The sequence below is a fragment of the Enterobacter cloacae complex sp. XAL002 genome, assembly GCF_049236805.1.
Classification (GTDB): Bacteria; Pseudomonadota; Gammaproteobacteria; order Enterobacterales; family Enterobacteriaceae; genus Enterobacter; species Enterobacter intestinihominis.
Window position 1 is genome coordinate 1 of the sequence record NZ_JBMKJN010000004.1, and the last position, 21,042, is coordinate 21,042.

A 21,042-nucleotide genomic window follows, 5' to 3' on the forward strand; every position below is an offset into this window, starting at 1 on the left:
CCGGAGGGGCGAGGGGATTGCTCAGTGCTCGCATTAATTTGTGGGGATCCCTCAGCCCACAGGGAGAGGGAGAATCTCATTTCGCAATTCCTGCGCTTTAACTTCTCGTTTCTTGATACTTACCCTGATAACTATTATTGTGACCGCGTGTGACGAGAGGTTTCCCCATGAGTGAAGAAGAACTGTTTAGCCGCAGGCCGATGGGCATGCGGATGGCGATGATCGTGCGCCAGTGGCGTGCCGTCATTGACGACGCCATTCTCGATACCGGGTTAACCCAGTCGAGCTGGACGGTGATGATGCAGCTGCATCAGCTCGGGGATAACGTCTCGGTGAGTGAGCTGGCGGAGGTGCAGGGCATTGAACTGCCGCCGCTAATGCGCACCCTGACACAGCTGGAAAAACAGGGTTACCTGCTGCGCACCGTCTCGCCGTATGACAAGCGCATCCGGCTTCTGACGCTGACGCCTGAGGGAAAAGCTGTACTTAACAGGCTCACCCAGGTAATTGAGACGCTTCAGACGCGCGTATCGCAAAACATCGCGCCTGAACATCTCGACATTTTCAGCGCCACCCTGAATCAAATCGCCTGCAATTTGCGGACAATCCGCGAAGAAGATAACAAGACCGAAAAATAATGACTCCTGAACAAAAGTTTGCCCGCTGGGTAAGGGTAAGTATTGCCTCTTTCCTGCTGATGTTTGTCTACTTTATCGTCGCGGATATCTGGATCCCGTTGACGCCGGATTCCACCGTGATGCGCGTGGTGACGCCGGTGTCTGCCCGTGTCTCCGGCTATGTGGCGGCGGTCCATGTCCACAACAATAGCCAGGTGAAGAAAGGCGATCTGCTGTTTGAGCTCGACGACACCCCGTTTCGCAATAAAGTGGAAGCGGCGCAGATCGCGCTTGAGCAGGCTCGCCTTTCCAACGAACAACTGGACGCGCAGATCGCCGCCGCGCAGGCCAGCCTGAAGACCGCCGTGCTGACCGCGCGTAACGACAAAGTGACTTTCGACCGCTACCAGAAACTGAGCACCCTGCAGAACGTGTCGCAGGCGGATCTGGATAAGGTCCGCACTACCTGGCAGAGCAGCGAGCAGTCCGTCAGCTCGATTCAGGCGAATATTCATAACCTGCGCATTCAGCGCGGCGAGCGGAATGAACACCGTAACGTGACGCTGCAAAAATACCGTAACGCGCTGGATGAAGCGGAGCTGAATCTTGGCTGGACGAAGGTCTACGCCGAGGCGGACGGCACGGTGAGTAATCTGCAATTAAGCCCCGGTTTTTACGCCTCGTCCGGTTCGGCAGCGCTGGCGCTGGTGAATACGCAGACGGATATTGTGGCGGATTTCCGCGAGAAGAGCCTGCGTCATACCCACCAGGGGACCGACGCCGCCGTGGTGTTTGACGCCTTTCCGGGACGGGTTTTCCGCGCCCACGTGACCAGCAGTGACGCGGGGATCCTCGCCGGTCAGGAAGCCGTTAACGGTCAACTTTCTGAACCGGAAACCTCTAACCGCTGGGTGCGCGATGCCCAGCGAATGCGCATTCACGTGGCGCTGGACGAAGCCTTACCGAAGTCGCTGCCGACCGGCGCGCGCGCCACCGTGCAGCTCTACAACAGCGAAGGGCCCTTTGCGCGCTTCTTCTCCGGGATGCAAATCCATCTGGTGAGCCTGCTTCACTATGTCTATTAGCACCCTGGCGCGGGTATTTACCCCGCACGGCAACATCGTCTACACGGCAAACGACTTCCGCCAGACCCTGCGCATTGTCTTTGCCGGGATGATTGCGCTCAGTATTTCGAGCTTCTACAACACCAGCTACGGCGTGTTTTTTGTGGTCTACCCGATCATGCTGCTGTCGCTGGTGCCGGTGTTTAACCGCCACGTGGCGAAGCAGTTTGTCTTCAGCGCATCGCTCAACTGCGTCGAAATGGTGATCATCATCGGCTTTCTGTCGCAATGGCCGGTCATTATGACGCTGGTGGTCTTTGCCCTGTACGTGATGCGCTTTCGTTTTATGAGCAAGGGGCCGCTGTTTCTGTTCGGTTCGATGGGCGTGGTGTGCCAGAGCGTAATGCTCAACTTTATGAGCTACCCCACCACCAACTGGCACACGCTTTTGTTCTCCAACATTGAAGCGAGCGTGATGGCGGTGTGTCTGAGCGCGCTGATGAATTACCTGCTGCCGGACGTGGAGCCACGTAAGCCGCCGCCGCTGATAGAGAAAGACGATGCCCGCGTGCGCCACGAGTCGCTGCTCTCCGGCACCGTGGCGACGCTGATTTTCGTGGTATTTCAGATGAGCGACTTAAGCGATTCGCTCTCGGCACTGATGGCGGGCATTCTGATCCTGTTCCCGATGCACTACCGCGGCGCGGTCATGAGCTCCATCTGGCGCGTGGTCGGCGTGGTGCTGGGCTGTCTCTATATCCTCGTCGTTCAGCTTATTCTGTACGATCACAGCAGCCATATGCTGCTGATGATGCCGCTGATCGGCCTCGGGCTGGCATTTGGCGCGCGCCTGCACGTGATGGAGAAGGTCGGGGCCGGGGTGGGATTTTCCAGCATTACCACCATCGGCATTATGTTCGGGCAAAACATGCATCCGGACAGCGATCTGGTGTTCAGCGATCTGTACCGCATCACCTCCGTTACCTTCGCGCTGGTGGTCACGCTGACGATGGTCTTTCTGGTGCACCTGATCCTGAACCGCTTCGAGGCGACGCGCTACGTTATCGCGCCCCCAAAAGCGGATTAATGCCCCAGCACGGCGGGCAACTGAGAAAGTAAAAACAGGATCAGGCCAATCGTTCCGCCTACCAGGGTACCGTTTACGCGAATGAACTGAAGATCTTTACCGATATTGAGTTCTATCTGGCGTGACATATCTTTGGCGTCCCAGCTTTTCACTGTGTCGCTGATATGGCGCGTCAGGAATGCCGCAAAATCCGGCGCGACGCGGTGCGCGGCCTGCTCCAGATGCTCGTTCAACGACGCACGCAGGCTGGCATCATTCGACAGCGTCTCACCAAACCACAGCCCGGCGTTGGCGATACGTTGCTTCACGCGGGAATCGTCGCTCTGCATGTCATTTTTCAGCCACTGGCGCAGGTCAGCCCACATTTCACCCAGGTAGCGGTTAAATGCTTCATCATTCTTCAGATAGTGCTTGATATTGTCGGCTTTGGCCGTCATCTCCGGGTCGTTTTTCAGGTTGTCGATAAACTTCAGCGTGGCGCGGTCAAATGCCCGACGGATCTGGTGCGTGCGGTCGTGGCTGATATCATCCAGCAGCGTGTTCACCGCGTTCGACACCATCTCTGCGCTCTGATCGCCCAGCCACTCGGTGGGCAGCACCATCGCCTTGCGCGGATGCTCGGTCTTCAGCCAGTGGACGATCTGGTCAGAGATAAATTCCCGCGTGCTCTCGCGCTGAATCAGGGTTATCAGACGGTTGATGATGGCGTCCAGCAGCACCTGGTGACGGTTGTTTTTGGTCATGCTTTCCAGCATGACGGCGCTGGTCTCGGTTAAATCGACCTTGTCGATAGCCTTATGCACCGCGCGTTTGAGCAGGCGCTGAATGCGCCCGTCGTCAGTTAGCTCAAGAAAACCGCTCATCACCTGCATCAGATGCAGCCCGACGCGCTGGGCGTTGTCGGGCTTGCTGAACCAGGCACCAATCATCTGGGCTGGCTCGTAGCGGCGAATTAATGCGACCAGCGACTGGGTATCCAAAAACTTTTCCTGCACGAACTGGCCAAGATTGTCGCCGATGCGGTCCTTATTGCGCGGGATAATCGCCGTATGGCGCGAGATAAAGGGAATTGGCACCCGGCGGAACAGCGCGACAACGGCAAACCAGTCCGCCAGCGCGCCGACCATCGCCGCTTCGGCAATAGCTTTTGCGCCGCGTACCCAGAAGGTTTGCGGCAGGAACAGGGTAGTGATAAAGGCCGCAGCGGCAATCAGCAGCAGCGACAGCGCGAGAAGCTTGGCGCGTTTGAGTTCGGTATGTTTTTCCATGGGTTAAGGATAGAGGGATACGGGGGAAAAGTGCAAAAACCGCCACAGCACCCACCCACCAAACCCCATCAATACCACCCCCGCCGTGCGCTCTATCAGCCAGAGCGAACGGCTGAGCTTTCGCTGAACCGCCGGTAACCCCATCAGCGACACCAGCGCAAAATCCCATACCAGTACTACCATCACCATCCAGACGCCGCAGGTCGCCTGCTGAAGCAGCGTGACGTCCGGCCCGAGTAACGCCGTCATCAGCGCCAGGTAGAACAACGCGTTTTTGGGATTCAACAGCGCCGAACCCAGCCCCAGCAGGATCTGCTTACGCAGCGAGGGGCAGCGCTCATGTGTTTCATTTAGCGTCAGCGTCTGCGGTCGGCTGCGTACAAGATGCGAGCCGATCCAGAGCAAATACAGTGCGCCGGATAATTCAATCAACGTGAACAGCCACGCGAACTGACGCAGCGCGCTCCATCCCATAATGACCAGCAAAATGTAAAGCCCGTTTCCTGCCGCTATCCCGATGCACAATCCGGCGCTGCCGCGCAGTCGGTAGCGGGCGGCGTAGCCCATCAGCAGGAAAAAATCCGGGCCCGGGCTTAACAGGGCAACAAAATGCGCCAGCGCCAGGGCGAGAAAAGCGGAAGGGAAGAACAGTTCCATAGCGACCTCAGAATGCAAAACTGGGGCCAGACTACGAAAACACAGAACCTATTTATTGTCTGATATTGATCGGCCCGTAGCGTACTGGCGCGGTGTGGCGGCGGTGTAGCGCACAAAGGTCTTATGAAAATGGCTCTGGTCGGCAAACCCGCTCTGGTAGCCGACATCGGCGATATCATCCCCGGCACGCAGCCGCGCTTTGGCGTACTCTACGCGGAAGATATTGAGGAAGCTGCCAGGCGTCAGGCCCGTGTCCTTCTTGAAGGTACGGATCAGCGTCTCCTTTCGCAGCGAGAATCGTTGCGCAAGTGCGTCGAGGGAAGGCGGGCTGGAAAGACTGGAAAGAAATGCCTGCTGAACCTGCTGGCTGGTTGATCCAGGCTTTTCTGCCTCATCCATGCAATGGGGAAGGGCAGCAAGCAGCCTGTTCACGGACGCAGGGGACATCCTCTCAACAACTTCCCGGTAATACATAAACAGCGTAGCGTTGCGAATCACCTGAACCGCAAGGGGAAGGTCCGTATCGATATAAAGCATATGATAACTACGCGGCTGCCCGGCAACAGGGTTGCAGCTGTGTGGGACATAAGCCGGGATCACAATCAGGTCCCCGGGCTGGAGGATGTATTCTCTGCCATTACACACGCAGCATGTCTGGCCTTCCACAATTGCGCCGATGGAGAGCTGAGGGTGGCAATGGCGTTTGTACGCCTGCATGCTCTGCCACGTGCTGCGTAGTTCAAGGCCCGAGGCGCGGTGAAAGGTCTGACGGATGTGGCGGGTATCGGTCATAGCAACTCCTTATGAAGGTTTTTTATACCACGCCAGCCACGGTATGGCATCGCTTTACTCAGAACCTTCCGTATATACCCAACTTTACGTCCATAGCCAGTCATGTTGACTACCCTTAATACCCTAAGCGGTAAAACATGGAGATTCGATATGGCTTATCAGACAGTAAATCCTGCCACTAACCAGCTCATCAAAGAATATCCCTCCCACACTGACGCAGATGTTGAAGCGGCGCTGAAGGCAGCCGATGCGCTCTATCACTCCGACTGGGCGAAAGGCGACATAAGCCAGCGCCTGCCGGTACTGCATAAGCTGGCGGACCTGATCGACGAACGCGTGGAGGAGCTGGCTAAAATCGCCAGCCAGGAGATGGGTAAGCTCATCGAACAGAGCCGCGGCGAGGTGAAGCTGTGCGCGCAAATCGCCCGCTACTATGCGGACAACGCGAAGCAGTTCCTGGCCCCGGTGAAGTATGACTCTGAACTCGGGGAAGCATGGGTTGAACATCACCCCATCGGCGTGCTGATGGCCGTCGAACCATGGAACTTCCCATACTATCAGCTGATGCGCGTTCTTGCGCCAAACCTGGCGGCGGGTAACCCTGTCATCGCTAAACACGCCAGCATTGTGCCGCACTGTGCGGAAACCTTCGCCCATCTGGTGCGTGAGGCGGGCGCGCCGGAAGGGGCGTGGACCAACCTGTTTATCTCGTCCGATCAGGTGGCGAACATCATCGCTGACGATCGCGTACAGGGCGCGGCGCTAACCGGTTCAGAAAAAGCGGGCAGCGTGGTAGCGGCCCAGGCGGCGAAGCACATTAAGAAATCCACGCTGGAGCTTGGCGGTAACGACGTATTCGTGGTGCTCGACGATGCGGACCTGGATAAAGCGGTGAAGATCGGCGTTAACGCGCGGCTCAACAACGCCGGGCAGGTCTGTACCGCGGCGAAGCGCTTTATCCTGCATGAAAAGATTGCCGATGCCTTCCTGAGCAAATTCACCGAGGCATTTAAGCAGGTGAAGATTGGCGATCCGCTGGACGAAAGCACCACGCTGGGGCCGCTGTCCTCTAAAGACGCGCTCGACACGTTGACCAAACAGGTTAACGAGGCGGTGAAAAACGGCGCTACGCTGCACTATGGCGGCAAACCTGTGCAGCGAGACGGGAGCTTCTTTGAGCCGACCATCCTGACCAACATCTCACGCGACAACCCGGCGTACTTCGAAGAGTTCTTTGGCCCGGTAGCGCAGATTTACGTGGTGAAAAACGACGACGAGGCGGTCGCGCTGGCGAACGACTCCCACTACGGCCTGGGCGGAGCGGTGTTCAGCCAGGATATTGAGCGCGCGAAGAAGATGGCATCGCGTATTGAGACCGGGATGGTGTACATCAACTGGCTCACCGATACGGCGGCAGAACTGCCGTTCGGCGGCGTAAAACGTTCGGGTTACGGACGCGAGCTGTCGGACCTGGGGATCAAAGAGTTTGTGAACCAGAAGCTGGTGGTCGTTCGCAAGTAATGTCGGACATAAAAAAACCTGCCATCCGGCAGGTTTTTTTTATTAACAGTCTCATCGCCTTTTTTGCCGGGTGGCGCTGCGCTTACCCGGCCTACAAGGTGCAATAATATTCATAAATTGCACCCTTCATTGTAGGCCCGTGCAAGCGTAGCGCCGCCGGGCGAAACGGGCAACAGGCTTAGAAGGACACGCCACCGCCAACATATGCGCCGTCAATCAGCGTGTGGTTAGGACGACCGTCTTTACCATCAACGCTCACGTGACGATAACCCACCTTCAGCGTCACCGGCTTCACTGGCGTCCAGCTTACGCCACCGTTCGCTTCAACGTAGTTTTTCACGCTGTTGTTCAGGCCGTCTGGCGCGACGTAGCCTTCACCGAATACCCTGATGCTGTCGGTCAGGGCAACGTTCACACCGCCGCCGACCGGGAACGCCACGCCGTTATCGCCTTTTTTCGGGCCAACGTAGAGGGCCTTAGCGCCTGCGTTCAGCATCACCGGGCCGATTTCAAAGTTGTAGCCTGCACCTACGCCACCGGTTGTGGTGCCGTCATCGGTGTTTTTCAGCCAGCTACCTTCGGTGTACAGACCGGAGGTTGATTTCCCCATTTCCACATTCAGGTTGGTAAAGTTTTTACCCTGCTCAATGCTGCCGCCCATGGCCAGTGCGGAGCCCGATACGGCAGTCAGAGCGGAAAGAAGGAGAACGTTGAGCTTTTTCATGAGTTTTTCCTCGTCATCAAATTAATCTGAGGGCACCTTAACAAGAGCTGTTTATCTCTGCAAATGCGATGCTTGTCACGTTTTTATGCTGATTTTGTTTGGTTTTTGAATTTTAAATGTTGTTCGAATGTTGACCCGGCAAGGAGTCAATACGTAATGCATTCGCGTTTAGGAAGGGTTCAGGATTCTCATTAAACGTACGCTGAACGGGTCGGAAAAATTAGTTCAGGATGAATTAATTGAGTTTCTAATAATTTCCAAAAATGTTTCAGTTGTCACAGATAAAGACACAGGTTTACATTTCTGGAGGTGGCTATACGCCCCGTCGTGCCGAACCGCTTTCACCATGTCATTTTTCTGACACGTTTCTTCATTACGTTGTTGGCTTCACTTACTGGGTGCTAACACTATGAAAAGAAAAATCATTCCTGTGCTAATTGGTTGTGCGCTCTCTTTCTCTGGCCTGGCGGCACAGCCAACCGCGGAGCGTTACGTCGTCAGTTTTCCCGAAGGCGCGCATGTCAAATACAGCGGTGCGTTTGCCAGCGCGTTTCCGAACGGGCTGCCTGTGGGGATTGGCTCTGGCCTGCTGTTTATGGGCAAGCAGGGCGATGCCTTGACGTTTACGACCGTGACCGATCGCGGTCCTAACGCGGATTCGCCAAAAATGGGGAAAAATGACGCTAAAATTTTTGTTACCCCGGATTTCGCCCCGCTGCTAATGACGATCCGCGTGCAAAACGGTAAAGCGGAGGCCGTGGACGCGCGTCCTTTGCATGACGATAAAGGCGAAATCAACGGTCTGCCGCTGCAAAGTGGCGTGATTGGTTCCACCAATGAAATCGCGCTAAGCGACACCTTAAAAGTGCTGAAAGGCGATAACCGCGGGCTGGATACGGAAGGCATCACGCCGGACGGGAAGGGCGGCTACTGGCTGTGCGATGAGTATGGCCCGTTCCTGATTAATATTGACAGTAAAGGGAAAATCCTCGCGATCCACGGCCCACAGGCGGCGGAAGGGGAGAAATCCATCGCGGGCGGTCTGCCAAATGTTATCAAATGGCGCCAGGCAAACCGGGGATTTGAAGGCCTGACCCGCATGCCGGACGGACGTATTATCGCCGCTGTCCAGAGTACGTTGGATATCGACGGGAAGAGCAAAAAGCAGGCGCTGTTTACGCGACTGGTCAGCTTCGATCCGGCGACCGGAAAAACCGCGATGTACGGCTACCCTGTCGACAGCGCGGCCTACAGCAAAAACAGCGACGCCAAAATCGGCGATATCGTGGCGCTGGATAACCACACTATCCTGCTGATTGAACAGGGCGAAGATAAAAACGACGTAATGCGTAACCTCATCTACAGGGTGGATCTGAGCAAGGCGAGCGATCTGGCCGCCTTCGACAAGCCGGGCGAATACCCGGAATTTGACGATGAGAAAACGCTGGCGCAGCGCGGCATTACACTTGCGGAAAAAACGCAGGTGGTCGATCTGCGTGCGCTGGGCTGGCAGCAGGAAAAGGCCGAAGGGCTGGCGCTGATTGACGACAAAACGCTGGCGGTGGCGAACGATAATGACTTTGGCGTGAAGGTGGCGATGCACAACCCGGCCGAGGGCAAGAAGCTCAAGGATTATCGGGTGAACGCGGAAGGCAAGCTGACGCTGGATGACAAAGCGGTTGAAACTACCCTCAGCGTCAAGCCACTGAAGAAGCCGGATTCCGACAGCGAGCTGTGGATTGTGACGTTGCCGGAGGCGTTGAAATAATATTGGACTTTACCCCTCACCCTGGCCCTCTCCCCACAGGGGAGAGGGGAAGCAAGGCGGTTATTTCTGTAGCCCCGCAAACGCTGCCCGAATTTCCTCTTCCGGCAGCTGTATTCCAATAAACACCATCACGCTGTGCGGCGGTTCATCGCCCCACGGACGATCCCAGTCGGCGCTGTACAGGCGCTGCACGCCCTGGAACAGCAGGCGGTTCGGCTCGCCGTCGATCCACAGCATTCCTTTATAGCGCAGCAGCTTGTCGGCAAACGACAGCAGCAGGTTCTCCATCACACGCGAGACCTCGCTGATGTCCACCGGGTAGTCCAGCTCCACCACAATCGACGCTACGTCGTTTTGCTTGTCTGCCATAAAGTGGAAGCGCGGTTTCGCGGTGACGTTCTCCTCCAGCATAAAGCCGTTGGTGTTGAACAGCTGAGACAGGTCGATATCGCCGTGCGTCACGGTATAAATGGGTGCGCGCGAGTTGATGCGCGTCAGGCGCTCACGCAGTTTTTCGCTTTCACCCGCCACGTCGGTTTTGGTCAGCAGAATGCGGTCGGCGTAGCCAATCTGAGACTGGGCGATGGTGAACTGGTTCATCTGCTCGTCGGCGTGTACCGCATCCACCAGCGCGACGACGCCGTCCAGCAGGTAGCGCTGGCACAGAATATCGTGGGAGAAAAAGGTCTGAATAATCGGGCCGGGATCGGCCATGCCGGTACACTCGATCACCAGACGGTCGAAGACGATGTCACCGCGATCGCGGCTGTCGAGCAGGTCCAGCAGGGCGTCTTCTAATTCACTGGAGCGGGTGCAGCAGATGCAGCCGTTGGTCAGGGTTTTGATCTGCGTGGCGCGGTCGCCAATCAGCTGATCGTCAACGGAGACTTCGCCAAATTCGTTTTCAATGACGGCGATTTTGAAGCCGTGCTGTTCATTCAGGATGTGGCGCAGCAGGGTGGTTTTACCGGCGCCGAGAAAACCGGTCAGCAGTGTAACGGCAATCGGGGTCATGGTTTCTCCTTTAGCAGCAGCGGACGCCGCCTTCTCCACTTCCGCCGTAGCGCGCTTCCTGACGCTCGCGGAAGAATTCAGTGTAGGTCATGTACGGCTTATCCGGATGGTTGGTCTTCATATGCTCAACGTAGTTGTCATAGTCCGGAATGCCAATCAGCATTTTCGCCGCCTGACCGAGGTATTTTTTTGCTTCGCCTAAGTTACCAAACATAACGTGTCCTGATAAGAAAAAGCCCGGTGGCGCTACGCTTACCGGGCCTACAGTAACGTTGTAGGGCGGGTCAGCGCAGCGCCACCCGCCATTTTATTAATGGTGTGAAGACGTCTTCACGCCGCCTTCCGGCACCGGCACGTACGGGGTTTCTTTGTCCGTACGGCCATCGGCATTACGCACTTTTATCCAGGTTTTAATGCCGTAGAAGATAATGCTGTACACCACCACCAGGAACAGAATGCTCAGACCCGCGTTGGTGTAGTTGTTCACCACGATATGGTTCATGTTGGCAATCTGCTGCGCGGTCAGATCCGCGCCGCCTGCGGCAATCTTCTCTTTGTACTGGTTAGCCATGAAGAAGAAGCCTTCCAGCTGCGGGTTGGTGCTGAACAGTTTCAGACCCAGCGCCCAGGTAGTGCAGAGCAGCAGCCACAGCGCAGGCACCACGGTTACCCAGATGTATTTGGTGCGTTTCATCTTCACCAGGACAACGGTGCCCAGCACCAGGGCCACAGCCGCCAGCATCTGGTTAGAGATGCCGAACAGCGGCCACAGGCTCTTCACGCCGCCCAGCGGGTCTACAACGCCCTGATACAGCAGGTAACCCCACAGACCTACGCAGCCCGCAGTACCCAGAACACCTGCTACCAGAGAGTCGGTTTTCTTCAGGAACGGCACGAAGTTACCCAGTAGATCCTGCAACATGAAGCGGCCTGCACGCGTACCGGCATCCAGCGCGGTGAGGATGAACAGCGCTTCAAACAGAATACCGAAGTGGTACCAGAAGCCCATGTCCGCCCACGGCAGCACTTTGTGGAACACGTGTGCGATACCCACCGCCAGCGTCGGTGCGCCACCTGCGCGGTTCAGCACGGATGGTTCGCCGATGTCTTTCGCGGTCTGCATAATCTGCTCAGGCGAAATCACGAAGCCCCAGGAGCTGACGGTCGCCGCCGCGTGTGCGCTGGCGTCTTTCAGCTGCGCCATAATCAGCGCGGTATTTTCGCCGCCCATCTCATGCAGGTTTGGCATGGTGATGCCGAGACCCGCTGGTGGGGTGTTCATCGCGAAGTACAGCCCAGGCTCGATAATCGACGCCGCAACCAGCGCCATGATCGCCACGAAGGATTCCATCAGCATTGCGCCGTAACCGATGAAGCGCGCGTCGGTTTCGTTGGCCATCAGCTTCGGCGTGGTGCCGGAGGCGATCAGTGCGTGGAAGCCAGACACGGCACCGCAGGCAATGGTGATAAACAGGAACGGGAACAGGGCACCTTTCCACAGCGGACCGGTACCGTCAATGTACTGCGTCACCGCCGGCATTTTCAGCTCCGGGTTGATGATCACAATCCCGATTGCCAGCCCGACGATCACGCCGATTTTCAGGAAGGTCGCCAGGTAGTCACGCGGAGCCAGAATCAGCCACACCGGCAGCAGCGCTGAGATGAACGCGTAACCGATCAGCGCGAAGGTGATGGTGGTGTCTTTAAAGGTCAGCGCCGGGCCCCAGTACGGGTCGTGGGCAATCACACCGCCGAAGTAGATAGAGGCGACCAGCAGCACGATACCGATGACCGACACCTCGCCAACGCGGCCAGGGCGCAGGAAGCGCATGTAGATGCCCATGAACAGCGCAATCGGCACGGTAGAGCAGACGGTGAAGACGCCCCACGGACTTTCGGCCAGCGCTTTCACCACGATCAGGGCCAGCACTGCCAGGATGATGATCATGATCAGGAAGCAGCCGAAGAGGGCGATCGTGCCCGGCACGCGGCCCATCTCCTCTTTGATCATCTCGCCCAGCGACGAACCATTACGGCGCGAGGAGATAAACAGCACCATAAAGTCCTGCACCGCTCCCGCCAGCACTACGCCCGCGAGCAGCCAGAGCGTACCCGGCAGGTAGCCCATCTGCGCAGCCAGCACCGGACCGACCAGCGGACCCGCGCCTGCAATGGCGGCGAAGTGGTGACCAAACAGCACGTAACGGTTGGTTGGCACATAGTTCAGGCCGTCATTGTTAATGACCGCCGGGGTGGCGCGCGTCGGGTCGAGCTTCATGACCTTCTGCGCGATGTACAAGCTGTAGTAGCGATAAGCCACAAGATAGACGGAAACCGACGCGACCACGATCCACAGGGCGCTGACGTGCTCGCCCCGGCGTAATGCGACAACCGCCAGACAGAAAGCGCCGATGATCCCGAGGATGGCCCAGGGCACGTGCTTAAGTAGTTTTTTAGTATCCATAGTAAGACCTGGTTTTTTATGTAAAGAAAAAAGGGTCAGGGTTCGTTGTGAGGAGGTATTGATTAATGCTGGAGCGATCGTGCCAGATCCTCGCGCGTGTAAAGCACGGTAAATGGGTGAGTGGTTGAAAGCGATGCGTGAGCGGTCAAAAGCGAGGGTGAGTGGTTAAGGCTCACCCCCGGCGGGAGAAAATATGTGATTGAGATCACTGAGAATAATCTAGCCCTGCGGGGTTTCGTCGTTCGCATCAGGGCATTGCGTGCAGCGGCAGGGCTGATATGCGGGCAGCAGCTGATAGCGTCCTTTGCCGTCGTGTTCGATAATCGGGGAAAGGGCCTTTAGATCGCGGTACACCGTACGTTCGGTAATGCTAAATTTTTGCATCAGATCGCGGCGATTAACGCTTCCGTTGCGGTGCAGAGCAATAATGATGTCAACCAGACGTTCAGCCGAGCGGCTTCGGGGTGAAGAGGCCATAAGACTTTCCAGCGTTAAGGGGGCGGCTGACGACGTCGTCAGCCGCCCCGGAAAATTTATCTTATGGATAGTTAACGGCGCACCTTTGCGGAAACCTTAGCGTTTTTTTGTGCAACGGGATCAAACCGCGGCTTCCATCTCCATCATCACCGGGTGGAAACGGCGTTTGAAGTAGATCAGGCCGTGCCCCTCGCTGCTGAGGATGATGTTCTTAATCTCCACCAGGTAGACCAGATGGGTGCCGATGGTTTGCACCTGGGTTATCTCACCTTCCAGGCTTGCCAGGGCGCCTTTCAGCACCGGCTGCGCCAGCGGTCCTTTCTGCCAGCAGGAGAGAGCAAAGCGCTCCTCCATGGCCATGCCGGTCATCCCGGCAAAGTGGCGGGCCATGATCTCCTGCTCGTGGTTCAGCACGTTGACGCACAGTTTGCCGTTGCCCTGGAAGACCGGGTTCATGGCGCTGTTGGCGTTGATGCAGACCATGACCGAGGGCGGGGTATCCGTGACCGAACAGACGGCGGTAGCAGTAATGCCGCAGCGGCCCGCATCGCCCTCGGTGGTGACCACATTCACCGCCGCCGACAGGCTGGCCATCGCGTCGCGAAAACGCAGGCGTTCTTCAGATTGCATTGAAACCTCCCGCTGCGTTATTTCAGCAGCTTATCCAGCATGTTGATATCAGTGTTGTTGTGCAGGTGCGGTACAGTCCAGCCGTGCTGGTCGTACTCGGACATGCAGCGGTCAACCATCGCCATCATCTTGTCCATGTTGCCGGAGCTTTGCGCCTGACGCAGGCATTGCAGGCGGATCTCATCCTGGCTACCGGAGTAGTTGATTTCGTACAGCTCGTGACGTCCGCCAAACTCGCTACCGATGGCATCCCACATCAGTTTCAGAATCTTGATGCGTTCGACGTGATCCATCCCGTTGGAGCCGCGCACATACTTCGCCAGATACTGGTCGATCTGCGGGTTGTTCAGGTCCCGCGCGCTGGACGGCAGGTAGATCAGCCCGGAGGTCACGTTGCGTTCGATAATGTTCTTGATTTTCGCGTAGGCCATTGGCGCCATCACGCGGTAGGTCTGTAACGCCGCGTGGTCAGGCAGGTACGCGCCGTTTACCCAAGGCGTGGCTTCGGAGCACATGGAGTCGCTCAGCGCCCAGAACATGTTGCGCCACGCCACCACTTCGCCGAGATCCGCCTGCACGCCGCGGAACTCGAGGGTGCCGGTACACTCCAGTGACTTCTTCAGCAGAGCGGTGATGAAGTCGAGCTTCACTGCCAGACGCACGCAGGCCTGAAGCGGGTACATGCGGGCGAAGCCACCTTCCATCGTCCAGCGACGGCAGCGGTCGAAATCGCGGTAGATCAGCACGTTTTCCCACGGGATCAGCACATGATCCATCACCAGAATGGCGTCGTTCTCGTCAAAGCGGCTGGAGAGCGGGTAGTCGTACGGGGAGCCGGTCGCCCCTGCCACCATCTCGTAAGAGGCGCGGGAGATCAGCTTCACCCCTTCGGCATCCATCGGCGCGACGAACATTAGCGCGAAGTCCGGGTTTTCGCCCATCACCTGCGCAGAGCCAAAACCAATCATGTTGTAGTGGGTCAGCGCAGAGTTGGTGGCCACCACTTTCGCGCCGCTGACGATGATCCCGGCGTCGGTCTCTTTCTCCAGCTTGATGTAAACGTCTTTCACCTCGTCCGCCGGTTTATGGCGGTCGATAGGCGGGTTGACGATGGCGTGGTTAAAGTACAGGCCGGTTTCCTGAATACGGGTGTACCAGTTGCGTGCGTTCTGCTCGAACTGACCGTAGAAGGCAGGGTTAGCCCCCAGCGCGCAGCCGAACGCGGCTTTGTAGTCTGGCGTGCGGCCCATCCAGCCGTAGCTCAGGCGCGACCACTCGGCGATGGCGTCGCGCTGCTGGCGCAGATCGTCGGCGCTTTTCGCCACGCGGAAGAATTTATGGGTGTAGCCGCCGCTGCCGGTGTCGGTGCCCCAGCAGAGTGTATCCTGCATGTCTGGCTTGTGCAGGGCATCGTACATCTGGGCGATGGACGCCGCCGCATTGCGAAATGCCGGGTGGGTAGTAACGTCCTTAACGCGCTCGCCGTAGATATAAATCTCACGGCCATCTTGCAGGCTTTTTAAATACTCTTCACCGGTTAACGGACGTTTGGCATTAGCGCGGAAATCTTCAGGCTTCATAGGGACCTCGTATCGGAAGATGGTTGTTAAATTTATGTTTTGTTTTTGTTGTTTAATTGAAGCGTGAGAGGGGCGGAACGTGAAGGGACGATTGGGACAACGGCAGGTACTTTTCGGGTGGGATGTTGTTTTGTGATCTGTGCGGCTTTTCGGCGGGTGGCGCTGCGCTTACCCGCCCTACGAACCGTGATGCGTTCAGGAAACCGGTACTTTCTGCGCCCGGTATGCGCTGGGTGAGCACCCCGTCAGTCGGTTGAAAAAACGGGCGAAATAGGCCGGATCTTTAAACCCCAGTTGCCAGGCAATTTCGCTCACTGTGCTGTCGGAAAACAGCAGCAAGCGCCTGGCTTCCCGCAGCTGGCGGTCGAAGATCAGCCGTTTCGGCGAGCGGTTGGCAAAGCGGCGGCAGATATCGGTCAGGCGGGATTCGGTAAGATGCAGTTCGCTGGCGTATTCCGGCACCGTCCAGTGCTCGTGGTAATGCGCATCTGTCAGCTGGTTAAAGCGCTGAAACAGCTTCAGCTCGCCGCGCATGCCGCCTGAAGCGTGGTCGTCGAGCTTCGCGTTGCGCAGCAGCAGGGTAAATACGGCCTGCGCCAGCAGGACCAGCGTATGCTCACGGCCCGGCAGCTGTTCCGTGGATTCCCGGGCAATGAGCTGCCAGTAATGCTTCAGCGCCGCCAGCTCGTCAGGCCTGTCGGCAAGCGACAGGCAGATCCCCGGCAGGCCGAACGCCTCCCGCGTGCCGGGGTAGAGCACTTCTAGCAACGGCCAGATAAGATCCTCGCGCACCGTCAGCACGTGGCCGTCGCTGTCGGATTCAGTGATAAACGCGTGCGGCACCGACGGCGGTGTCAGAACGAACAGCGGCGCCTGCACCGAGTAGCGGTGGTCGTCGAGCTGCAGCTCAATCTGCCCGGTGTCGAGAAAATGCATCTGAAAATACTGGTCGTGGCGGTGCGCCTGCATGTCGCGGCCAAAAAAGGCCGCCATGCGGGCGAACGACTGGTAGTGCACATCGTCGGTGCCCAGACTTTCGTCGTACTCCTTGCTGATATCAATGTTGGCGATAGGGCTCTGGCACATGATCGTTCCTCTTTTGAACCCGCTGCGTCATCGGAATGCGCGTCAGCACCAGTGCGCCCACCACCAGCAGACCTGCCACGAACCACAGTCCTGAGCTGAAGCTGCCGGTCGCGTCGCGCAGAATACCAATCAGCAATGGGCTGACGGCAGACCCGACGTTGCCGATGGCGTTGATCACCGCCAGCGCCACCGCGCGGGATTGCAGGCTAATCACCTGGTCCGGCGTGGTCCAGAATATCGCCATGGCGGTAAACGATCCGGTTGAGGCCATGATGATGCCAAGCAGCTGGATCAGGCTGTGATCGGTCGCCGAGGCCAGCATCCATCCCGCCGCGGCAAACAGATACGGCAGGATGGTGTGCTTTTTTCGCTCTTTCAGCCTGTCGGAGCGGCGGCTCCACCAGATCATCCCGAGGATGGTGCAAAACTGCGGGATCGCCGCCAGCAGGCCAATCACGATATTGCTGCTGCCGGTGTTGAAGCTTTGCAGGATCTGCGGCGTCCAGATGTTGATCGCGCTCAGCGTATTCGTCAGGCAGAAGTAGGCCAGCGTGTAGAGCAGTACGGCGGGCGTCAGCACCTCGCGCAGCGTCGATCGCGGCGTGGCGACGTGCGCAATGGCCAGTTCCTGCTCGCGGGCGATCATCGTTTTGAGTGCCTGCTTTTCATCATCATCCAGCCAGGTGGCCTGATCCGGGGTGTCGTTAAGGTAGAACCAGGTCACCACGCCGAGCACCACCGACGGCAGCCCCTCCAGCAGGAACAGCCACTGCCAGCCCTTCAGGTTCCACAGCCCGTCCATCGCCAGAATGTACCCGGAGAGGATCGAGCCGAGCATCATGGTCACCGGCATGGCGATCATAAACAACGCGTTGGCGCGGGCGCGGTGATACGCCGGGAACCACCAGGTGAGATAGACCAGGATCCCCGGCAGGAAACCGGCTTCGGCAATGCCCACCAGCATGCGCAGGACGTAGAGCGTTTCCGGGCTGGTGGCGAACATGGTGCAGGTAGAGGCGATGCCCCACACCACCATGATCCCGGCGATCCAGCGCCGCGCGCCGATTTTCGCCAGCATGATGTTGCTGGGGATCCCGCACAGCACGTAGGTGACGTAAAACAGGGTCGCGGCCAGGCCAAACATGGTCGACGTGAGGCCCAGATCTTTGCCCATCGTTAGCCCGGCAAAGCCGATGTTGATGCGATCGAGAAACGAAAAGACAAACAGGATAAAGAGAAACACGATCAAACGACGGAACAGCTTGTTGATAACGCGATGTTCTATAGCTTTCTTATCTTGCAGGGTAGAGGTCGTCATGCTGCGCTCCAGATCTTACGTTTAGTAGACGGATTTAATGTTATTAACTGACGTAACCGGTTGTTCGATAAAACGTGCCGCCAGCGCTTCCGCGCCGCGGGCGAGCAGGGTGGTGTCGACGCCGACGGCGACAAACAGCGCGCCGAGTGCAAGGTAACGTTTCGCCAGTTGCTCGTTCGCCATCAGGATGCCGGGCGCTTTACCGGCGGCGCGTATCTGCGCGATCGCCTGCTCAATGGCGGCCTGCACCTCCGGGTGCTGCGGATTACCGGCAAAGCCCATGTCGGCACTCAGATCCGCCGGGCCGATAAACACGCCGTCGACGCCGTCCACGTCCAGGATCTGCGGCAGGTTTTTTAACGCTCTTAGGGTTTCGATTTGCACCAGCACGCACATGGCGTCGTTAGCCTGATGCAGGTAGTCCGGGATACGGTTCCAGCGCGACGCCCGCGCCAGCGCGCTGCCGACGCCGCGAATGCCGACAGGCGGATAGCGGGTGGCGCTGACCGCCAGCCGCGCTTCGTCGGCGTTTTGCACCATCGGCACCAGCAGGGTTTGCACCCCCACGTCCAGCAGCTGCTTGATCTGCACCGGATCGTTCCACGACGGGCGCACCACCGGCTGGCTGGGATAAGGGGCGATGGCCTGTAGCTGAGTCAGAATGGTCTGCACGCTGTTCGGCGCGTGCTCCCCGTCGATCAGCAGCCAGTCAAAACCGGCCCCGGCCAATAGCTCAGCGCTGTAGCTGCTGGTTAGCCCCAGCCATAACCCGATTTGCGGTCGGCCCGCTTTCAGCGCCGCTTTGAATGCGTTTTGCATGATCATCTCCTTACACAAAGCGGCAGCTGATGGAGCCCATGTTGCCGTAGTCGACGTGGAAGGTGTCGCCTCTGCAGGCGGCAACCGGGCGGGTAAACGAGCCGCCGAGGATGATCTGGCCTGGCTCAAGCTGCACGTCGTATGGCGCGAGTTTGTTCGCCAGCCACGCCACGCCGTTCGCCGGATGATTAAGGACGCCTGCGGCCACGCCGGTCTCTTCGATCACGCCGTTGCGGTAGAGCAGGGCGGAGATCCAGCGCAGATCCAGCTCGTCGGGTTTAATCGGGCGGCCGCCGAGGATCACGCCCGCGTTGGCGGCGTTATCGGAGATAGTGTCGAATACCTTGCGCGGGCGCAGGGTTTCCGGGTCAACGTTATGGCAGCGGGCGTCGATCAGCTCCAGGGCAGGGATGACGTAATCCGTGGCGTTGTAGACGTCGAAGATCGTGCAGTTCGGGCCGCGCAGCGGTTTTGCCAGCACGAAGGCTAGCTCCACTTCGATGCGCGGGACGATAAAGCGATCCACGGGAATGTCGCTGCCGTCGTGGAAGAACATATCGTCCAGCAGCGCGCCGTGGTCTGGCTCGCTGATCTGCGAGCTGGCCTGCATCGCTTTGGAGGTGAGGCCGATCTTGTGGCCTTTCAGCACGCGGCCTTCGGCAATTTTCAGGCTCACCCATTCGCGCTGGACGGCGTAGGCGTCTTCAATGGTGATCTCCGGATACTCAAGCGAGATCGCGCGGATCTGCTCCCGGGATTGTTCCGCCTGATGCAGGCGGTGGGCGATCAGGGTATGGGTGTGTTTGTCGAGCATGGCGATATCCTGTTGTTGCCGGGTGGCGCGTAGCGATCCCGGCCTACGTTCGAGCCGTTGTAGGCCCGGTAAGCGAAGCGCCACCGGGCGAGCAGACGGCTACTTAAACAACGCGTGCACGTTGTTCTGCTTGTGATTGAGCGTCGGGTGCAGCTCGTCGAGCTCGAAAGACAGCGCCAGATAGCGGGCGGTCATCAGCGCTGCAAAATGCGTTTTGATCAGCGCAAACAGCATTTCACCGACCTCTTCCCGGCTCTCCAGACTGCGCCCGGCGCCGATTTTGAGCGTCATATGCACAAAGGCGTAATCGTGCTTGCCGTCGGCCATCTGCCAGGTGTCCAGCCAGTGGGCGCGGCTGCGGATACCGCCGAGCGGGAAAATACCCGTGGCGGCGAGCGCCTCGTTCACTTTGGCAAACAGCCCCGGCAGGTCGGCCTGCTCGCGGATGTTGTCGGTACATTCAGCAATAAAATGCGGCATGGTGGCTCCTTACGCGGGCAGCGGGAAAACGGCGTTTACCTGGCCGGTGCCGGAGCTGGCGAACAGCTCGGTGAGAAACTCCACCTTACCGTCGTAGTTGTCCCAGCCGAGCATCCCCAGCAGCATCACCGTGTCGTGCATGTTGCCTTCGCCGTAGCAGTAGTCGGCGTACTCCGGCAGCATGCTGCAAAACTCTTTGAACTGCCCCTCGCGCCACAGCTTCACTACTCGCTCATCCATCTGGCGGTCAAACTCGCGGGTGTAGCTGTTCATCCCTTCCTCCGCGCGCTGGTCGTCGATAAAGCGGTGCGACAGCGAGCCGCTGGCGAGCACCGCCACGGTGCCGTCGTATTTTTCGATGGCGCTGACGATGGCCTCGCCCAGCCTGCGGCTGTCGGCGAAGTCGTGTACCGTGCAGAACGCCGAGATGGAGACCACTTTGAAGTGCTTATCTGCGTTCATGTAGCGCATCGGCACCAGCGTGCCGTACTCCAGCTTCAGGCTTGGGATGTTGTGCGCCTTGGCGCGCACGCCAAGCTTCACCGCTTCGTCGGCGATCAGCTGGCCGAGTTCCGGGTTGCCGTCGTAGTCGTAGGTCATGTCGCGAATAAAATGCGGCAGCTCGTTGCTGGTGTAGACGCCTGAAAAATGGTCCGCACAGTTGATGTGATACGCGCTGTTCACCAGCCAGTGGGTGTCGAAGACGATAATGGTATCGACGCCCAGCTCGCGGCAGCGCTTGCTGATCTCTTTATGCCCGTCGATGGCTGACTGGCGGCAGCCGTGGTTTTTGCCCGGCAGTTCAGAGAGATACATTGACGGCACGTGGGTGATTTTTGCCGCTAACGCTAATTTTCCCATG

General features: G+C 58.1%; 21 protein-coding genes. 5 read left to right on the forward strand and 16 right to left on the reverse strand.

Going from position 1 to position 21,042, the window contains the following annotated elements; genetic code table 11:
• Nucleotides 1-167 precede the first annotated feature (167 nt).
• The 3 genes from ACOT0L_RS04595 to ACOT0L_RS04605 are packed head-to-tail and all read left to right on the forward strand — an operon-like array spanning nucleotide 168 to nucleotide 2,768.
• Complete coding sequence (locus ACOT0L_RS04595; protein WP_022646938.1) at nucleotides 168-638, forward strand: MarR family winged helix-turn-helix transcriptional regulator; 471 nt, start codon at nucleotides 168-170, stop codon at nucleotides 636-638.
• Nucleotides 635-1,702: an HlyD family secretion protein gene (locus ACOT0L_RS04600; protein ID WP_088581776.1), complete on the forward strand. Its 1,068-nt coding sequence runs from the start codon at nucleotides 635-637 to the stop codon at nucleotides 1,700-1,702. The genes ACOT0L_RS04595 and ACOT0L_RS04600 overlap by 4 nt, the downstream gene beginning before the upstream one ends.
• Entirely contained in the window at nucleotides 1,692-2,768 is a 1,077-nt protein-coding gene (locus tag ACOT0L_RS04605) for a DUF2955 domain-containing protein (RefSeq protein WP_126502853.1), read from the forward strand. Before ACOT0L_RS04600 ends, ACOT0L_RS04605 begins: the two co-directional genes overlap by 11 nt.
• Here ACOT0L_RS04605 and ACOT0L_RS04610 read toward each other — a convergent pair.
• The 3 genes from ACOT0L_RS04610 to ACOT0L_RS04620 are packed head-to-tail and all read right to left on the reverse strand — an operon-like array spanning nucleotide 2,765 to nucleotide 5,485.
• Nucleotides 2,765-4,036, reverse strand: coding sequence for a DUF445 domain-containing protein (locus tag ACOT0L_RS04610; protein WP_022646941.1), 1,272 nt, complete (start codon nucleotides 4,034-4,036; stop codon nucleotides 2,765-2,767). The genes ACOT0L_RS04605 and ACOT0L_RS04610 overlap by 4 nt on opposite strands.
• A 3-nt stretch (nucleotides 4,037-4,039) precedes the next feature.
• Complete coding sequence (locus ACOT0L_RS04615) at nucleotides 4,040-4,693, reverse strand: LysE family translocator (protein ID WP_058645753.1); 654 nt, start codon at nucleotides 4,691-4,693, stop codon at nucleotides 4,040-4,042.
• 48 nt (nucleotides 4,694-4,741) lie between these two features.
• Nucleotides 4,742-5,485: a helix-turn-helix domain-containing protein gene (locus ACOT0L_RS04620; protein WP_126502852.1), complete on the reverse strand. Its 744-nt coding sequence runs from the start codon at nucleotides 5,483-5,485 to the stop codon at nucleotides 4,742-4,744.
• A 150-nt stretch (nucleotides 5,486-5,635) separates the two neighbouring features.
• On the opposite strand from ACOT0L_RS04620, the gene ACOT0L_RS04625 reads away from it, so the two are divergent.
• Nucleotides 5,636-7,006: an NAD-dependent succinate-semialdehyde dehydrogenase gene (locus ACOT0L_RS04625; protein WP_023305391.1), complete on the forward strand. Its 1,371-nt coding sequence runs from the start codon at nucleotides 5,636-5,638 to the stop codon at nucleotides 7,004-7,006.
• Between the two features lie 178 nt (nucleotides 7,007-7,184).
• Here ACOT0L_RS04625 and ACOT0L_RS04630 read toward each other — a convergent pair whose 3' ends face one another.
• A complete protein-coding gene (locus ACOT0L_RS04630) occupies nucleotides 7,185-7,730 on the reverse strand; it encodes a YfaZ family outer membrane protein (protein ID WP_063849722.1) in 546 nt (181 codons plus the stop codon).
• Between the two features lie 409 nt (nucleotides 7,731-8,139).
• On the opposite strand from ACOT0L_RS04630, the gene ACOT0L_RS04635 reads away from it, so the two are divergent.
• Entirely contained in the window at nucleotides 8,140-9,498 is a 1,359-nt protein-coding gene (locus ACOT0L_RS04635) for an esterase-like activity of phytase family protein (protein ID WP_126502851.1), read from the forward strand.
• Between the two features lie 60 nt (nucleotides 9,499-9,558).
• Here ACOT0L_RS04635 and yjiA read toward each other — a convergent pair whose 3' ends face one another.
• The 12 genes from yjiA to hpaD all read right to left on the reverse strand — a co-directional run bounded on the left by yjiA (nucleotide 9,559) and on the right by hpaD (nucleotide 21,041).
• On the reverse strand, nucleotides 9,559-10,512 hold the full coding sequence (gene yjiA / locus ACOT0L_RS04640; RefSeq protein WP_045621219.1) for a GTPase: 954 nt from the start codon (nucleotides 10,510-10,512) through the stop codon (nucleotides 9,559-9,561).
• A gap of 10 nt (nucleotides 10,513-10,522) precedes the next feature.
• Complete coding sequence (locus ACOT0L_RS04645) at nucleotides 10,523-10,726, reverse strand: YbdD/YjiX family protein (protein ID WP_003856610.1); 204 nt, start codon at nucleotides 10,724-10,726, stop codon at nucleotides 10,523-10,525.
• A 96-nt stretch (nucleotides 10,727-10,822) separates the two neighbouring features.
• Nucleotides 10,823-12,976 carry a carbon starvation CstA family protein gene (locus tag ACOT0L_RS04650; protein WP_126502850.1) on the reverse strand — a complete coding sequence of 718 codons (2,154 nt, stop codon included), beginning with the start codon at nucleotides 12,974-12,976 and terminating at the stop codon, nucleotides 10,823-10,825.
• 219 nt (nucleotides 12,977-13,195) lie between these two features.
• Nucleotides 13,196-13,453 (reverse strand): HTH domain-containing protein, encoded by a 258-nt coding sequence (locus tag ACOT0L_RS04655; RefSeq protein ID WP_126502849.1) that lies wholly within the window; start codon nucleotides 13,451-13,453, stop codon nucleotides 13,196-13,198.
• Between the two features lie 120 nt (nucleotides 13,454-13,573).
• On the reverse strand, nucleotides 13,574-14,083 hold the full coding sequence (locus ACOT0L_RS04660; RefSeq protein WP_003856606.1) for a 4-hydroxyphenylacetate 3-monooxygenase reductase subunit: 510 nt from the start codon (nucleotides 14,081-14,083) through the stop codon (nucleotides 13,574-13,576).
• A gap of 17 nt (nucleotides 14,084-14,100) precedes the next feature.
• Entirely contained in the window at nucleotides 14,101-15,663 is a 1,563-nt protein-coding gene (gene hpaB / locus ACOT0L_RS04665; RefSeq protein WP_063146387.1) for a 4-hydroxyphenylacetate 3-monooxygenase, oxygenase component, read from the reverse strand.
• Nucleotides 15,664-15,858: 195 nt separating this feature from the next.
• The gene (gene hpaA, locus ACOT0L_RS04670) at nucleotides 15,859-16,749 is read right to left on the reverse strand and encodes a 4-hydroxyphenylacetate catabolism regulatory protein HpaA (protein ID WP_022646953.1); all 891 of its coding nucleotides are present in this window, start codon (nucleotides 16,747-16,749) and stop codon (nucleotides 15,859-15,861) included.
• Nucleotides 16,721-18,067 (reverse strand): 4-hydroxyphenylacetate permease, encoded by a 1,347-nt coding sequence (gene hpaX, locus ACOT0L_RS04675; protein ID WP_032625355.1) that lies wholly within the window; start codon nucleotides 18,065-18,067, stop codon nucleotides 16,721-16,723. Before hpaX ends, hpaA begins: the two co-directional genes overlap by 29 nt.
• Before the next feature lie 21 nt (nucleotides 18,068-18,088).
• Complete coding sequence (gene hpaI / locus ACOT0L_RS04680) at nucleotides 18,089-18,886, reverse strand: 4-hydroxy-2-oxoheptanedioate aldolase (protein WP_126502848.1); 798 nt, start codon at nucleotides 18,884-18,886, stop codon at nucleotides 18,089-18,091.
• 10 nt (nucleotides 18,887-18,896) lie between these two features.
• Entirely contained in the window at nucleotides 18,897-19,700 is an 804-nt protein-coding gene (gene hpaH / locus ACOT0L_RS04685; protein WP_126502847.1) for a 2-oxo-hept-4-ene-1,7-dioate hydratase, read from the reverse strand.
• A gap of 99 nt (nucleotides 19,701-19,799) precedes the next feature.
• Entirely contained in the window at nucleotides 19,800-20,180 is a 381-nt protein-coding gene (locus ACOT0L_RS04690; RefSeq protein WP_126502846.1) for a 5-carboxymethyl-2-hydroxymuconate Delta-isomerase, read from the reverse strand.
• A 9-nt stretch (nucleotides 20,181-20,189) separates the two neighbouring features.
• Nucleotides 20,190-21,041 carry a 3,4-dihydroxyphenylacetate 2,3-dioxygenase gene (gene hpaD, locus ACOT0L_RS04695; RefSeq protein WP_022646958.1) on the reverse strand — a complete coding sequence of 284 codons (852 nt, stop codon included), beginning with the start codon at nucleotides 21,039-21,041 and terminating at the stop codon, nucleotides 20,190-20,192.
• Nucleotide 21,042 lies beyond the last annotated feature (1 nt).

Coding starts and splice junctions, on each gene's coding strand:
- ACOT0L_RS04595 (WP_022646938.1), top strand. CDS start 168: ATGAGTGAAGAAGAACTGTTTAGCCGCAGGCCGATGGGCATGCGGATG.
- ACOT0L_RS04605 (WP_126502853.1), top strand. CDS start 1,692: ATGTCTATTAGCACCCTGGCGCGGGTATTTACCCCGCACGGCAACATC.
- ACOT0L_RS04610 (WP_022646941.1), bottom strand. CDS start 4,036: ATGGAAAAACATACCGAACTCAAACGCGCCAAGCTTCTCGCGCTGTCG.
- ACOT0L_RS04615 (WP_058645753.1), bottom strand. CDS start 4,693: ATGGAACTGTTCTTCCCTTCCGCTTTTCTCGCCCTGGCGCTGGCGCAT.
- ACOT0L_RS04620 (WP_126502852.1), bottom strand. CDS start 5,485: ATGACCGATACCCGCCACATCCGTCAGACCTTTCACCGCGCCTCGGGC.
- ACOT0L_RS04625 (WP_023305391.1), top strand. CDS start 5,636: ATGGCTTATCAGACAGTAAATCCTGCCACTAACCAGCTCATCAAAGAA.
- ACOT0L_RS04630 (WP_063849722.1), bottom strand. CDS start 7,730: ATGAAAAAGCTCAACGTTCTCCTTCTTTCCGCTCTGACTGCCGTATCG.
- ACOT0L_RS04635 (WP_126502851.1), top strand. CDS start 8,140: ATGAAAAGAAAAATCATTCCTGTGCTAATTGGTTGTGCGCTCTCTTTC.
- yjiA (WP_045621219.1), bottom strand. CDS start 10,512: ATGACCCCGATTGCCGTTACACTGCTGACCGGTTTTCTCGGCGCCGGT.
- ACOT0L_RS04645 (WP_003856610.1), bottom strand. CDS start 10,726: ATGTTTGGTAACTTAGGCGAAGCAAAAAAATACCTCGGTCAGGCGGCG.
- ACOT0L_RS04650 (WP_126502850.1), bottom strand. CDS start 12,976: ATGGATACTAAAAAACTACTTAAGCACGTGCCCTGGGCCATCCTCGGG.
- ACOT0L_RS04655 (WP_126502849.1), bottom strand. CDS start 13,453: ATGGCCTCTTCACCCCGAAGCCGCTCGGCTGAACGTCTGGTTGACATC.
- ACOT0L_RS04660 (WP_003856606.1), bottom strand. CDS start 14,083: ATGCAATCTGAAGAACGCCTGCGTTTTCGCGACGCGATGGCCAGCCTG.
- hpaB (WP_063146387.1), bottom strand. CDS start 15,663: ATGAAGCCTGAAGATTTCCGCGCTAATGCCAAACGTCCGTTAACCGGT.
- hpaA (WP_022646953.1), bottom strand. CDS start 16,749: ATGTGCCAGAGCCCTATCGCCAACATTGATATCAGCAAGGAGTACGAC.
- hpaX (WP_032625355.1), bottom strand. CDS start 18,067: ATGACGACCTCTACCCTGCAAGATAAGAAAGCTATAGAACATCGCGTT.
- hpaI (WP_126502848.1), bottom strand. CDS start 18,886: ATGCAAAACGCATTCAAAGCGGCGCTGAAAGCGGGCCGACCGCAAATC.
- hpaH (WP_126502847.1), bottom strand. CDS start 19,700: ATGCTCGACAAACACACCCATACCCTGATCGCCCACCGCCTGCATCAG.
- ACOT0L_RS04690 (WP_126502846.1), bottom strand. CDS start 20,180: ATGCCGCATTTTATTGCTGAATGTACCGACAACATCCGCGAGCAGGCC.
- hpaD (WP_022646958.1), bottom strand. CDS start 21,041: ATGGGAAAATTAGCGTTAGCGGCAAAAATCACCCACGTGCCGTCAATG.